The 15,029-nt window shown below is 70.9% G+C and carries 9 protein-coding genes; 3 read left to right on the top strand and 6 right to left on the bottom strand.

Annotation, left to right across the window (positions count from 1 at the left end; translation table 11 throughout):
* The first annotated feature begins 17 nt into the window (after positions 1-17).
* A complete protein-coding gene (locus tag AC1D1G_RS22270; protein WP_477953698.1) occupies positions 18-548 on the top strand; it encodes a DoxX family protein in 531 nt (176 codons plus the stop codon).
* Here AC1D1G_RS22270 and recD read toward each other — a convergent pair.
* The 4 genes from recD to AC1D1G_RS22250 form a co-directional block, all read right to left on the bottom strand.
* On the bottom strand, positions 466-2,334 hold the full coding sequence (gene recD / locus AC1D1G_RS22265; protein ID WP_477953697.1) for an exodeoxyribonuclease V subunit alpha: 1,869 nt from the start codon (positions 2,332-2,334) through the stop codon (positions 466-468). The genes AC1D1G_RS22270 and recD overlap by 83 nt on opposite strands.
* Positions 2,331-5,681 (bottom strand): UvrD-helicase domain-containing protein, encoded by a 3,351-nt coding sequence (locus tag AC1D1G_RS22260; protein WP_477953696.1) that lies wholly within the window; start codon positions 5,679-5,681, stop codon positions 2,331-2,333. Before AC1D1G_RS22260 ends, recD begins: the two co-directional genes overlap by 4 nt.
* Positions 5,639-8,899 carry an exodeoxyribonuclease V subunit gamma gene (gene recC / locus AC1D1G_RS22255; protein WP_477953694.1) on the bottom strand — a complete coding sequence of 1,087 codons (3,261 nt, stop codon included), beginning with the start codon at positions 8,897-8,899 and terminating at the stop codon, positions 5,639-5,641. Before recC ends, AC1D1G_RS22260 begins: the two co-directional genes overlap by 43 nt.
* Before the next feature lie 118 nt (positions 8,900-9,017).
* Positions 9,018-10,115, bottom strand: a complete 1,098-nt coding sequence (locus tag AC1D1G_RS22250; protein ID WP_477953693.1) for a GIY-YIG nuclease family protein — start codon at positions 10,113-10,115, stop codon at positions 9,018-9,020.
* Between the two features lie 135 nt (positions 10,116-10,250).
* Between AC1D1G_RS22250 and AC1D1G_RS22245 the strand changes: the two genes are divergently transcribed.
* On the top strand, positions 10,251-10,520 hold the full coding sequence (locus AC1D1G_RS22245) for an ANTAR domain-containing protein (protein WP_005563493.1): 270 nt from the start codon (positions 10,251-10,253) through the stop codon (positions 10,518-10,520).
* A gap of 113 nt (positions 10,521-10,633) precedes the next feature.
* A complete protein-coding gene (locus tag AC1D1G_RS22240; protein ID WP_005252352.1) occupies positions 10,634-11,140 on the top strand; it encodes a WKL family lipoprotein in 507 nt (168 codons plus the stop codon).
* Positions 11,141-11,154: 14 nt separating this feature from the next.
* Here the strand turns inward: AC1D1G_RS22240 and AC1D1G_RS22235 are convergent, their stop codons facing one another.
* Both AC1D1G_RS22235 and AC1D1G_RS22230 read right to left on the bottom strand, forming a co-directional pair.
* Complete coding sequence (locus tag AC1D1G_RS22235; RefSeq protein ID WP_105413430.1) at positions 11,155-11,427, bottom strand: hypothetical protein; 273 nt, start codon at positions 11,425-11,427, stop codon at positions 11,155-11,157.
* A gap of 32 nt (positions 11,428-11,459) precedes the next feature.
* On the bottom strand, positions 11,460-15,029 hold a 3,570-nt coding region (locus tag AC1D1G_RS22230), incomplete at its 5' end, for a cation-translocating P-type ATPase (protein ID WP_477953691.1).

Here is a 15,029-nt window from a genome sequence, read left to right as displayed (position 1 = left end):
CCGATTCAGGAGAAACCATGGAACCCTTGATCGCCCTCGTTGCCGTCACTCTGGCACTCCTCGTCGCAGGTGCGGCGGGTGTGCGCCGGTTCCGGCCGTGGCCCGTTGCCCTGCGGGGCGGACTCGCGGCCATGTTCACGCTGACCGGCATGGCCCATTTCGTGGGGATGCGTGCGGAACTCGTCGCCATGGTCCCACCGTCGCTGCCGAATCCCGGCCTACTGGTGACCGTGACCGGTCTGCTCGAACTGGCAGGCGCCGCGGGACTGCTGATACGACGCACTGCGCCGTGGGCGGCGGGCTGCCTCACCGCCCTGCTGATCGTGATGTTCCCGGCGAACGTGTACGCCGCCGTAGAGGGACTCTCGACGGGACCGTTCGAAGCCCTGATCCCCCGGACACTCCTGCAGGTCGTCTTCGTGTCGGCAACACTCGCGGTCGTGATCGCCTACCGGCGGAGCCGGGCTACGGAATCGCCCTCCGAAGCCCACTCGCCCGCAGCACCCGGCGTTGCACTCCCGCCCGCACTGCATCCTCGGACCCGATGATCCGCACGTGCTTTCGTGCCCGGGTGATGGCGGTGTACAGCAATTCGCGAGTCAGCAGCGACGACGCCTCGCCGGGAAGAACCACGGACACCGTGTCGTACTGGCTGCCCTGACTGCGGTGAATCGTCATCGCGTACACCGTCTGCACCGCGGACAGATGCGTCGGATGCAACAGGAACGGTTCGTTGCCCCGCACGAATGCGGCGACGAGTTCGTCGTCGTCGCGGCGCACGATCACCCCGGTGTCGCCGTTGTAGATCTTCGTTTCGTGGTCATTGGCAGTCACCATCAGCGGCTGGCCCGGATACCAGCGATCCGGGTTCAGCCGCTGCCCCGTCGCCTCCCCTATCCACTCCACCGCCTGCCGCGCCCACCGCTGCACGCCGTACGGACCTTCCCGGTGCGCGCACAACAGCCGGTGCTCCTCCGAATGCCGCAGTGCAGCAAAGGCATCGCCGGATTCCGCGGCTTCGGTGACCGCGGCGGCCGTCCCCACCACGTCCGCCCGCAGTGCGTCCAGATCTTCGGGACCGTGGAACGACACCTCGGGGAAGCCGCTCGACAGGATCTGCACAACCTCGTCCGGTTCGCCCTTCCGCACCGCGACGGCCAGCTGAGCGATGCCGCCGCCGAACCGCCGCCCTCGGCTGAGCCGGACCACTCCGCCCCGTAACCTGTCCCGTTCCCCAGCGCTCAAGGCGGCCTCGAGCGGGTCGTCGGCCGCCTCCAGGTCGGCGCCGACGATCCTGGCGAGCACCGGATTCTCGGTTCCCGTCACCGGCCTGGCCACGAGATCGGCCAGAACCGCGCCCGCGTCGACGGACGTCAGCTGATCGGGGTCGCCGACGAGCACCAGCCGGGTGTCCGGGCGGACTGCCTCGAGGAGTCGGCACATCATCGTCAGCGACACCATCGACGTCTCGTCGACCACGATCGCGTCGTAGGGCAGGTGATTGTTCGCGTTGTAGCGGAACCGGCTGCCACGGCCGCGCTGCCAGCCCAGCAGCCGGTGCAGCGTCATCGCAGTCAGGTCGGGTGGCAACCCGAGTGCGTCGGACTGCTCGCGCACCGACTCCTGCAACCGCGCCGCGGCCTTTCCGGTGGGTGCGGCGAGCGCGATCCGGAGGCCCGGCCCGGGCTGCCTCGTCAGCAGCGCCAGCACCCGGGCGACGGTGTGCGTCTTGCCTGTTCCGGGTCCGCCGACCACCACCGACGTCCACTGTGTGGCGGCCACCGCGGCGGCGATCCGCTGCCGGTCCGGTGCCGGGGCCGGCTCCCCGTCGTCGTTCTGGTCGCGGAACAACGCGTCCAGGCCCTCCCGCAGCGACTGCTCGTCGACGAGGGGATGCCCGACGGCGCGCTGGTCGAGTACCCGCCGGATGGTCGCTTCCTGCCGGAAGTACCGGTCGAGGTAGAGCAGGCCACCCTCGGCCGTGTCGACGAGCCGCAGCGGTCGCAGCGGTCCCGCCGAACCACCCATGACCAGCGGACTCCGCCGCAGTGCCTCGACGACGATGCCGTCATCCGGCCAGGGCAGTGCGTCGAGATCGACTTCGGACTCCTCGTCGACGGTCACCTCACGGATCCGCGTCAGGTCCAGGCACACCGAGCCGGACCGCACCGCGCGCACCGCCAGCGCGGTGGCCAGTACGACGTCTTCCGAGGATTCGCCGCCGAGCGCCGACAACCGCAACGCGACGTGCACGTCCGCGGCGGCCAGCACACCGGCCTCGTTGAACACCCGCAGCATCCCCTTGCCGCGCTGCGCCACCTGCACCTCGGTCATCGCGTCCCCTCGTGCTCGGAGGCCGACCCGGACAGCAGATCGGACAGCTCGGTGATCAGCGCGGCGGGCGGTGCCCAGTCGAAGACTCCGCAGCCGGGCGGGGTGTCGGGGCCGACCATTCCGCGAACGAACAGGTACTGGACGCCACCGAGGTGCACCGCCGGATCGTAGTTCGGTTGCCGCCAGCGCAGGTAGCGATGCAACGCAACGGAATACAGCAATGCCTGCAGCGGATAGTGGGCCCGCACCATCTCGGCGGCCATGCACTCGCGGGTGTAGTGCGCGGTGGTCAGGTCGCCCTGCGCGAGGCGATTGGTCTTGTAGTCGACCACGACGTATCGCGGTCCGGGCAGTCGCAGCACGGCGTCAATGCTGCCGGTGAGGTATCCGCGCAGCGGGGTCGGTTCGAGTGTCTGCACGGCGTCGGCGTACGACCGCAGCGGATCGTCGACGGGAAGGTGGGTGCGCAGCAGCCTGCCGACGCCGTCGAGCATCACGGTGAGCGAGGGTGTGTCGCCGCCGGCGAGCGGCAGTTCGAAGTCGAGCTCCGCCAGCAGGTCTGCGGGTGCGATGTCGGCGAGCGTCGTTCCGGCCCCCGCGCCGAGGGGAGTCCGCAGCACGGGCATCAGCGCCGTCGCCAGCTGGGCGGGGTCGACGTCCGACAGCGTCGACGCGATCACGTCACGGCAGCAACGCAGCACTTCTTCGCCCAGATCGGGTGCGGCGGTGTCGACGATCTCGAAGACCGCGTGGACGAGCGTGCCGAACGTCGCGCCGCCGGGCAGTTCGTTCATCGTCGACGGCACCCCCGAAGTGACGTCGGCCGGCGCCTGCAACGGAGGTTCGTCCGGTTCGTCCGTCTTCTCCTCGACCTCGGCCTCACTGCCCACCGCGGGCGCGTCGTGCGCAGACGCTGTCAACGCCGAATACGACGTGCGACGCCACCGCGTGTCGAGCAGCCGCCGGAAGCGGGCGGCTTCCAGGTCTCCGCTGGGCTCACGCTGTGGTGTCCATCCGACCCGCACGATCGGGTCGGAACCCACCGCCTCGACGGTCACCGTCTCCGGAGCTGCCGTACCCCACGCGGACAACCGTTCCGCGACAACCGGATCCTCGGGGACGGTGACCTTCTGCGGGACCTCCCGCTGCCCGGGCTGCCGTCCCAGGATCATCCGGTGCAACGGCGCGCCCGCGGTCGTGAACGCCGGTGCCCACCACACCACGAGCCCGCACATCGCCCGGGTCACCGCGACGTACAGCAGCCGCAACTCCTCCCCTGCCTCTTCCGCGTCGTGCCGGTTCCTGCGCTCCGCGTAGCCGGGGCTGCCCGGACCACCGACGTCGAGGATGCGTCGCCCGTCGTCGTCGTGCAGCAGCAGTTTGCTCGGCTTCGAGATCTTCGCGGCGTCCCAGGCGTACGGCAGGTACACGAGCGGGAATTCGAGGCCCTTGCTGGCGTGGACGGTCGCGATCTGCACCGCCGCGGCGTCGCTGTCGAGTCTTCGGCTGCGGTCCACCCCACCCGAGGACGGATCCTTCATCCGTTCGGTGAGCCAGCGGGTGACGGCCGTCAGACCGAGCGACTGCTCGACGGCGGCACCGTTGAGCAACTGCGCCACGTGCCGGAGATCGGTCAGTGCCCGCTCACCCGCTGCCACCCGAAGCAGTCGCGCCTCCAGCGCGGCGACCGCGGACAGCCGTTCGAACAGCGCCGCGAAACCGGACTGCGCGAACACCGCGCCCAGCTCGCGGAGCTGCCCGCCGACCTCGGCGACGATGTCGTCGCCGCGAGCGTCGAGTTCCTCGGCCGTGTGCCCGAGCAGCGGGGTCAGCGCGGCCAGCCGCACCCGGTCCGAACGATGCGGYTGCTCGATGGCCTGCAGGATCCAGAGCCAGTGCTGCGCAGCCGGAGTGGTGAAGACACTGGCCCCACCGGCGAGCACGGACGGCACACCCGCCCGGTCGAGGGCGTCGTGGACCAGTGTGATCTGCGCGTTGGTGCGCACCAGGACGGCGATGTCGCCGGGTTCGACGAGCCGGGCGCTCCCCCCGACGTCGAGTGTCGCGCCACCGTCGAGGAGAGCGACGATGTCGGCGGCGAGGTCGGCCGCGATCCGCTTCCGGAGCGGCCCGACCGCGGGGTATCCCGACTTGTTGATCGGCCCGGCGCCGGTCCTCGGCAGATACCGCAGCCGCAGCGGCACGGCACCCGTCAGACGCGACTTCGGTCTCGCACCGTCGACGCGGTGCACCACGATCTCGGGATGCCCGAGCGCGGCGCCGCCGTGCAGATATTCGAGGCCGTCGAGGAGTTCCTGATCGCTGCGCCAGTTGGTGGTCAACTCCTGGTGGCGGTCGGCCGACCGCACCGCGTCCAGATAGCTGAGCACCTCCGCGCCGCGGAACGCGTAGATGGCCTGCTTCGGATCGCCGACGAGCACCAGCGTTCCGCTGCCGTGGAACGTGCGGCGCAGAATGTCCCACTGCAGCGGGTCGGTGTCCTGGAACTCGTCGACGAGCACCACGCCGTAGCGTTCGCGGACTCGCCGGCAGGCCGCCGCACCGTGCTCGGGATCACTGAGGACGCGGTGGAGCAGCATCGGGAGATCGTCGAAGTCACGCAGACCCACCGCGCGTTTGCGCCGTTCGACTTCGGCGCGCACCGCCTCGGCGAACGCCACCCGGTCCCCGGCCGGGGTGCCCCGCGCATCTTCCGGGGCAAGCACGGCCTGTGGGTCGAAGATGGCGGCCCGGGCGGCCGCGGTGGCCTCCGCCGGCGTGAACGGCGCCGACTCGACGCGACTGTAGACCCGCAGGTACAGGTCGGCGATCACCTCCGTCGTGAGGTCGTCGGCGGCCTCGACCAGCACGGTGTCGGGGTCGCGTTCGCCCGCGATGCCGAGCCCGTCGAGCATGCGCTGACAGAAGCTGTGGGTGGTGACGATGGTGGCGGCGTCGAAGTCCGACAGTGCTTGCAGCAGGCGCCGGCGCCGTAGCGTCACCTCGTCGGTGTCGGCTTCGGCGAGATGCCGGACCAGTTGATCCGCGCTCAGCCGTGCCGCTGCCGGATCGGCCAATGCGGCTGCGGCGGAACCGAATCGTTCACGGGTGCGTTCCCGCAGCTCCTGCGTGGCCGCCCGGCTGAACGTCACCAGCAACAGCTGGGACAGGTCCACTCCTCCCTCGGCGACGAAGCGGGCGGCCAGACCGACGATCGCGTACGTCTTGCCGGTTCCGGCGCTCGCCTCGAGCACCGTCGTACCCTCCGGCAGCGGACCGAGGAGGTCGAAGCCTCGCGCGCCGGTCACGGCTGCGCCAACGTCTCGGCGGCGAGCAGCGGCGCCCACAGTTGCCGGGCGTAATTCTCGATGGTCACCGTGTCGCCGAGGACGTCGAGCCCGGGCGAAACCCCGTACACGTACGTGATGTGCCGGTCGCGTGAGTCACCGAAGTCACTGCTCCATTCCTTCCGGGCCGCCTCGATCGCGTCCTCCATGCTGCTGCCGCCGTGGCGTCGTTCGGCATAGGCCGCCGACGCGCCCGTGGCGAGCGGCAACGGCGCGTGCAGCCCCAGATCGCGCAGTTCGACGAGTCGCACCAACTCCTCCGCTGCGTTCTCGGGTGCAGTGAGGGTCGACCGCCACGCCGGACGGCTGTACGCGCCGCGGCCGGTCGTGGCGGCAGTCCACTCGGTCTCGTTGTCGGACGCCGCGACGGCCAGCAACTGTGCCCAGGCTGCGAGGCGGTGTTTCGGCCCCAACTTCGAATACGTGGTGCTCGCGATCACCGACCCGTGCACCCCGCCGACGGTGCCGGTGAGGCGCCGTCCGGAGCCGAGATCGACATCGACGTCCACGGTTTCCGCCCGCCCGACGTGCACGGACCCGCTGACGGCGACGAGCGACTCGACCGCGTGCTCGATGCCCCTGAGCACCGACTCCCCCAACTTGAACGGCGGCAGCGTCCCTCGGCGCCACTCCGCGGCGCGGAAGCCGGCCAATTCGACTCCCGCCAGCCTCGCGACGAGCATCCTCTGGCCGAGATCCCACCGGGCCAGCGGATCGGGCGCCACGTCCAATGCGTCGGCGAGGTCCTCGTCCACGTCGGGGACCCGTAACCCGAGCCGTTGCCGCAGAAACGCCTGCGTCGGGTGCACCAGGAACGCGATGAGGTYGGCGAGATCGACGTCCCCCAGCGGCGGCGGCACCAATGGCGCAGGCAGGAACGCGGGCTCCGGTTCGGGCGGGTGCTGCGCGGCACGGGCACCGGCCAGCGCCGCCCGGTCGAAACTGAACGGGTGCCCGGGTCGGAAGTTGCGTGCATCGAACGGCTGCAACGGATGCCGGGTCACGATTCGGGGCAGGGCATCGCTCCCGACGGTGGCCGCCACCGCGTCGAGCAGCTCGGACAGCGGGATCGCCGGCGGCCGGGACATGCCGGTGACGGGGTCGGCGCCCGTGTAGAACAGCAGGAGTTTCTCACTAGCCGACATCACGGCGTCGAGCAGCAACTGCCGGTCCTCGCTGCGCGGGTCGCGTTCACCGAGAAGGGGATTACGGGCCAGCACGTCGTCGCCGTCCACGCTCACCCCGCGCGGGAACACTTCGTCGTCGAGGCCGAGGAGAACGACCACGCGGTGCGGCACCGACCGCATCGGCACCATCGTGCACACCGTCAGCTCGCCGGTGCGGAAGTTCGCGCGGGTGGGTCGGCCCGCGAGCCGGGTGGCCAGCATGGCGCGCACGTCCGACAGTCGCAGGACCGCGTCGCCGCCGTGCTCCATCGCCGCCCCGAGTTCTCGTCGCGCCTGCGCGAGTTGCCACGTGTCGGCGGCGCTGACGTCGACGAGGAGGTCGAGTGCCCGGGTGAGCGCGCTCGACCAGTCCGCGACCGACTGCGGACCGCCGAGCCCGCGCAGCGCGACGTCGAGCCGGTCGACGAATTCGGCCAGCCGCCCGGTGAGGTCGATGTCGTTGCTGTCGACGTCGTCGAGCGGCAGCGCCAGGGCGAGCCATTCGCCTTCGGACTCGTCGGCCGCGGCGCCGAGCAGGATGCGGTCGAGCGCGGTGGTGAACGTGTTCTGCGGGAAGTCGCCGAGACCGAACGCCGCGCGCTGCCGCGGACCGATACCCCAGCGCGCGCCCGTCGCGGTCGCCCACTCCCGGATCCGTTCGAGGTCGTCGTCGCCGAACCGGAACCGCCTGCGCACCGGCGCGGCCGCCGACAGGTCGAGGACCTGACTCGCCGTCACCCTCGCGTCGGCGAGTTCGAGGAGAGTCGACACCACGGCGAGAACCGGATTGGTCTGGTGCAGGGCACGATCCGCAAGGCGGACCCGCAGACGATGGCCGGGATGCCCGAGCACGTCCTGCCCGAACGCCGCCCGGATCAGCGGGGCGTACGACTCGACGTCGGGGCACATGACGAGCACGTCACGCGGTTCGAGAGTCGGATCGTCCTCGAAGAGATGCAGGAGGCATTCGCGCAGGACCTCCACCTGGCGGGCCGGTCCGTGACAGGCGTGAACCTGGACGGACGCGTCGGCCGTGCACTCGGCGAGCGCGGGCGCCCGATCGTCCCGGACATCCGCCTGCAGGCACCCCAGCAGGGAGTCGCGGGGCGCAGGCCCCTCGTGGTGGAGGTCGTCGACGTCGAGGCGGGTCAGCCTCGACTCGAGTTCGCGGACGTCCCGCGCCAGGCTCGACAGCAGCGGGTGGGCGACGGACAGCGCGCTGTGGTCGTCGGCGCGTGCGAGAACACTGTCTGCCGTCGACAACGACGACCACATGGCCGGACTCGGATGCGGAAGCCACAGGTGCACATCACGATTGACGGCCAGGGCGGCGAGGACGGCGATCTGATCGGTCGCGAGGCGCGTCGGACCGAACAGCGACAGTCGGGCGGGGAGTTCGACGAGGTCCGGTTCCGCGCGCAGCCAGGCGCAGGCGGAGTCGAGCCGCTCGGCGGGAGCGGGGCCGCCGATCTTCTCGCGCAGCCGCCGCCACAGTTCGGCCTGCCAGAGAAGGTCGTCGTCGAGTGGACCACCCGCACCGTCGGTGTCGCGGCCACCGGCCCAGTCGACCAGCATCGCCGGCCGCTGTGCGGCGTAACTGCGGAACAGATCGGTCAGGTGGGACGCGGTCGCGTAGCGCCGGCCCGGCCGGTGATCGTCCGGGTCGCGGTCCGGGACACCGTGCCCGAGGTGTTTCGCGAGGACGGCACACCAGGGCTCACCGAGACAGTCGTCGACGACGCCGAGCAACGCCCACAGCACCCGGGACGCGTTCCATGGGTCGTCGTCGGCGGACACCCCGGTGGCGGCGGCGAGGCACTCGTCGACGAGCCGGGTCGGGGACGGGAAGTCGATGTTGGCGGCCACCCCGTCGCCGACGTCGGGCCGGGCACCGAGCGCGGTCGAGAGTCGCTGGGTGAGCCAGCGCTCCACCCCCTTCGCCGGGACGGCGACGACCTCCCGGGCGAACGGATCGGACAGCGGGGTCGCGAGCACGTCGCCGAGAGCCGACGCGAGAGTGGTGGAACGCTCGGCGCGATGCAGTACGAGCACGTGGCCTCCCTTCGCTCCCCAACTCCGGTCGGCTCAGACTTACCACACCCCACCGACTCGGGAGGCCCACTCTGCAGGTGAGTGGCAAAGTGTGCCGGGGCACGCTTCGCCACTCACGTCAGCGGCCGGGGCGCGCCTGGGTGAGGTGCGGGACCCAGCCGTGGGTGGGCCACTTCTTCAGACCGACCTTGGCGGGGACGATGCGCTTGTTCACGAATTGGCTCTCCAGTTCGGTGTCGGGCTCGCCGGTGAACCGCCACAGCGCCGCGTCACCAGGTCGTGCGACGGACGACCAGGACTTGGCACGGTATGCGGCGCGAACGATGTTGTCCGCGAACACGATCACCGGGATGTCGTCGGTGTTGCGCACGGCAGCGCCTGCCGCCCACGCGCCGCGGGACAGTTCGTACACCTCCTCCGGCGTCACGCCGCGCCGGGACGCGGCGGGCACGTCGAGGACCACGCAGGGGGTCGGCAGGTTCGGGACGGGTTCTGCTGCGTACTGCAACACGAGGTCGTCGACGGGTACCGCGCGATGCTCGCCCGCGCCACCGGCGAGATTGCTGAGCACCGCACCCTCGTTCAGCCCCAACGCTCCCACGACTCCACCCCGCACCGCGCCGGCGACGTCCCCGGTGTCGGCGATCCGATGCGCCACGACGTAGTGCTCGACCTCGTGGCCGGAGTCGTAGATCTCGCGGATGCGGGCGATCGTCGCGGCCTTCACCTCGGCGCCGTCGGTCTCCGGATCCTCGAGCGTCTTCCGGTGCTCGTTCTCGGCCAACGCCTCCCACACGTAGCCGTACACCCGGGTGCCGCGCCCGGCGCCGACGTAGAACACCGACCTGTTGCGGGGATCGAGGAGCGCGTAGACGTAGGTGCCGAGTTCCTCACCGACCCGCTTCGGGAACGGCTGCGGCGCGTGGCGGGTCTGATACACCTCCTTCAGGATCAGACGCAGCGCCGCCAGTTTCAACGCGACGGGCACACCGCCGTCGATGCCGTCGAAGAGTGCGGTGGCCGCGCCCTGCACCGAGGAGAAGGTGTGCCCGATGTGCCGTTCCAGCGACTTCGTGACGTCCGCGAACTGCGCGAACCGCACCCGGGGGTCGGGTGCCGCGTTGTCCAGGTCGTTGGACGCGAGGAAAGTCTGGACCTCGGAATTGTCGAGCCAGCGAGAAGTGATGTCGATCGGGATCGTCCAGACGGTAGCCATGCCCCTACCGTAAGGGAAAACCTGGGTGAAGAACTCGCACGAGGAAGGCTCGAGGAGATTCGAACCCTTTCGACGTCCTACCGAGTGCGGGAGGATGGAGTGGTACCCATTGCGACGCAGGTTGGGAGAACATTCATGACAGCGCCCAGCTACTCCACCCGCACAGCCGTCGACATCGCGGTCGGCATTCTCATCGCCTACCGCGGATGCTCCGAGAACGACGCGTTCACCGAACTCGCGGAGACGTCGCGCAGGCACAAGGTCGCCCTCGCGCGCACCGCCCGCGCACTGATCGCGTTCATCCAGACCCATCACCACGACCTTCCCGCGTCCGACGTCACGGCTGCCGCTCTGCAGTGGAGCCACGCCACTCCGTACCGCGGCGCGTTCGGTACGGCTGCGTGAATTCGGTCGAAGTCTGAGAATTCTCTGGCTTCGACGGCGCGACGCTGCCCAAACCTTCAGACTCGATGTGAGACCGAACGACCAGCGCACCGAGATACGAAGAGGTAACTGAGTTGACGATCCGCAAAATCACGGTTGCCGCGGTAGCGATCGCCGCAGCCCTCACGATGTCCGCTTGTGGTTCCGACGAGCCGTCCGGCCCGAGCGCAACCACCACGTCCACGACCACGGCAGCGGCCGAGACCACCGACGACCTCGTTCTGCCGACCGCGGCCGAACTCAACGCCCTGCTGGCGAAGGGCCTCGACCCGGCCACTCCCCTCGAGGAGAAGATCGCGATGGTGGAGGGTTCGGAGCAGGACCCGAACCTGTTCAATCAGGTCGCTGCCGCCGCCCAGCAGGCGGGTGCGCAGGTCACGGTCCTGGACCCGGTGATCGACAACGGTGACGGCAGCGCCAGCGCGCAGCTGCAGCTGACGATCAACGGTCAGGTGCAGCAGAACACCCTGCCCGCGATCTTCGTGCCCGGCGAGAACGGGACGTGGAAATTGTCGAAGGCGACGGCATGTTCCATCGTGGCGATCGCGCAGCTGACGTCACCGGCCTGCCCGCCCGCCTGATCCGGACTTCCGCGTCACGCGCCTTCCAGGGCCTCCCCGATCTCCTGGACGGCGCGGTTGTGCTGATCGGTGATCAGGATGTGTCCTGCCGCGATGGTCAGGGCAACCGGCCATTCGATGATCTCGACGGCGGCGAGCAAGCCGATCGCCGCGAAGAATGCCAGTTGCTCGGGCCTCGGCAGCGGCACCCTGCCGAGGATCGGTAGCTGCACCGCGAAGCTGCGGGCCTCCCGCACCCGCTGGACGGCGTCGCTCTGCGATTCCGCCTGCGACGTTCGTTGGGCCATGGTTCGTCTCCCTTGTCCGTGCCGTTTCCCGGTCAGCCACCTTGATCGCGGACCGTGTCAGCTGTGCTGAGTTCTGTCGCCCAGACCGCTGCCGGTGTCTTCTCCGCCGCCGGGGACCCGTTGACCGGGGTGGTCACCCGCGTGCTCACCCCACCGCTGCGGGAGGTGTATGCGGTGCTGTTGCGGGCGGGCGTGATCGAGATCGTCGACTGATCGCCCACAAGCTTTTCGAGCAGCCCCGGTGCGAACGCGGCCGCCGCGGCCGCCGCACCCGCGCAGCCCAGCGCCTGGGCCCACCCGACCGGTCCGAGCGGGGTGCACCCGAGGAGCTGACTGACACCGGGAGTACTGACCATGACGGTGAGTGCGGCCAATGAACCGCCCGCGGTCAGCACCACGAGCGGACTCCGCGAATCGATGAGTGTCTGACCCAGCTGCGTGCCGACCAGCGCCACCAGCCCGACCGTCGACGCCCGGCGTTGCCTGCCCGTCACGCTCGCCAGCGCCCACGCCGTCGTCGCGCCTGCCGCGGTGGCGGCGCCGCGGATCGCGACGGTCCGCCACAGCGCAGCGCTGTCCGGGCCGCGGCCCTCTCCCCGGGCCTGTTCGTTGGGCGGGCTCACCGCGAGGGCGGCCGCGGGCAGGGCGTCCGTGAGCACGTTCACCAGCAGGAGCTGACGCGCGGTGAGCGGCGACCGTCCGGCGATCGCGCTGCCGATCAGGGCGAACGCCACCTCCCCGGCGTTCCCGCCGAGCAGCACCGACACCCCCGCCTGCACCCGCCGCCACAGCTGACGGCCCTCGTCGAGGGCGTCGAGCAACGCGTCGACACGGCCGTCGAGGAGCACCACGTCCGCGGCGCTGCGGGCCGGGTCGCTGACGCGTGAGCTGACACCGATCCCCACGCTGGCCGCCCGGATCGCGGCCGCGTCGTTGGCGCCGTCGCCGACCATCGCGCAGACGTGACCGACTCGCTCGAGGGTCTGCACGATCTGCACCTTGTTCTCGGGCGACATCCGGGCGAAGACGACGCACTTCTCGACGGCATTCTCCTGCCCCCGGTGCGACAGGGTGTCCCAGTCGGTCCCGCTGATCACCTGCTCGGACGACACCGCCAGTCCCAGCTCTTTCGTGATGGCGGTGGCCGTGACGGGATGGTCGCCGGTGATCAGCCGGACCCCGACCTGTAGCCCTTCCAGTGCCGGGAGCAGTCCGGCCGCTTCGGGGCGCGGGGTGTCCGCCAGCCCGAGCAGTCCGACGAGTTGCAGCCCACTGCCGCATAGATCGTCGAGCACCGCGGTGTCGTCGGCCGCGCGACGCGCCTGGAAGGGCGTGACGGTCCGGCGGGCGACGGCGATGACGCGTAACCCGTCGGCAGCCATGCCGAGAACGGCGTCGTGGACCTTGTCCGCGTCGATGCCGGTGCACGCCGCGACCACGACCTCCGGTGCACCCTTCACCGACACGTGTGTCCCGGACAGCGAGGCGGAGTAGGGCCGTCCGGAGCGGAACGGAAGGTAACTGCTCCGGTCTTCCTCCTGCGGTAGCAGGTCCACTGCAGCGTCGGCGATCGCGGCGTCGGTGGCGTGCGCGGCCGGACTGCCGTCGGGGGTCACGGCGCTCCGGCCCGCGCACACGAGCACGTCCTCGCGATCGAACCCCGGCTCCGGGACGGCGGTGACGACCCGCAGTCGGTTCTCGCTCAGGGTGCCCGTCTTGTCGAAGCACACCACGTCGACGCGGCCGAGTGCCTCGACGGACCGCGGCGTCCGCACCAGTGCGCCCGACCTCGTCAGTCTGCGTGCGGCGGCCTGCTGCGCGAGTGTCGCGACGAGCGGTAGACCCTCGGGAACCGCCGCGACCGCGACCGCGACGCCGCTCGTGACGGCCTGCCGCAGTCCGGTGCCGCGCAGGAACCCGACGGCGGTGACCAGCGCGCCGCCTCCCACGCTGACGGGCAGCACCCGGTCGGTGAGGCTTCTGAGCTGCGCCTGCAGACCCACGTGCGACGCACTCGCGGGGGTGAGGGCACCCGCGCGTCCCGCTTCCGTTGCGTCGCCCACCGCGGTGACGATCGCCGCCGCCGTGCCGGTGAGGATCGTGGTCCCCGCGAACACCATGCAGGCGCGGTCACTGAGTGGTGCGCCCGGAGTCGGCGACGTCTGCTTGCTCACCGGCAGCGATTCCCCGGTGAGCGAGGACTCGTCGACTTCGACGCCCGACGCCTCGACCAGCCTGCCGTCGGCGGGCACCACCTCGCCGGGACCGATCTCGATCACGTCGCCCGGCCGCAACCGCGACGCCTCCACCCGCTCGGTCACCCGGCGCTCCGGAGGCCCGGCGACGCGATGCGCGGGCGGATCGCCCGCCGCCAGCAACCGGTTCAGCAGACGTTCCGCGTGCAGGCGTTGCACGGCCGACAGCGCGGCGTTGCCCGCCAGCACGGACCCCACGAGCACCGCGTCGATCGGCGACCCCAGCAGGGCGCTCGCCGCCGATCCGGTGGCGAGGACGGGGGTCAGCGGATCCGACAGTTCCGTCCGCATCGCCCGGCCGAAATCCCAGGCCAACCCGACCGGCCACGCCGTGAGCCGCCCGATCGCCTCGACCGGGGTCAGCACCAGATTCACCGACCGGCGCCGGGAGACCGCGGCCTCCTCCTCGTTGCGCGCGGGAAGCAGCCGGCGCACGTCCGGCACCGGCATCTCGTGCCAGGCGTGAACCGGGGCGGCGGGTGGAACCTCGGCCCGCAGCACAGCGCGCGCGAGGGAATGCCCCGTCCACAGTCCTGCCGCCGCGCCGACCGTGACGGGTCCGGGTCCACGCCCACGCACTCCCGGCAGCATGACGAGCGCACCGAGCATCGACGCCGCCGTTGCGATCTCGACGCCGCGCCTGCTCGCCGTCCGCGCGTCCGGCAGGGACCGCAGCACCCGCCACACTCCGACGAGGTCGTCGACCAGCAGGTCCGCGCACCACGGCGGCGGGGCGTCGCCGACGAGGACACCGATACCGACATCGGCGGACGACAGTGCGTGCGGCGCCCGGCCGGCGACCACCGCCACCGTCGCGCCGTTCGCCTGCAACTGCGCGACGGCGTCGCGCAGATCGACATCCAGTGATCCGCTGGAGGGCAGCAGATCGTCGAACGCCGAGCGGAGTCCGCCGAGCGTATCCACGTTCACCGACACCACCTGGGCGCCCGACGAGCGCGCCTGCGCGAGCACGGCCGCTGCGCTCGGATGGTGCGCCGGGGTCACGAGTACGGTGGCATCTTCGTCCACGGCTGCCGCGGCGACATCGTCCGGAAGGTCGGTCAGCGCGTGCCAGCCCACCCCGAGGGCGCCGGCCTCCACGGCAGATCGAGCGGCCTCCCACACTCTCGTCCGGTCGGCGTCCCGAACCGCACGGATCCCGCTCACCCGAAGTTCGGCCGTGTGCAGCACCGACGGGTCCACGACCACCGCGTCGACCCGGTCCAGGCAGCGCAGCGCGCCGGGACGCAGGGCCAGCACGGCGTGGCGATCGGCCAGTCCACGGCCCAGTGTCGCGGCGAAGGCCTCGCGTGCGGTGCGCGCCGCCTTCGGCGCGGCGACCAGGGC

It is taken from the genome of Rhodococcus sp. P3_B8 (genome assembly GCF_056402775.1).
Note: the sequence above shows the minus strand (reverse complement) of the source record. Positions and strands in the feature narration are given on the sequence as shown.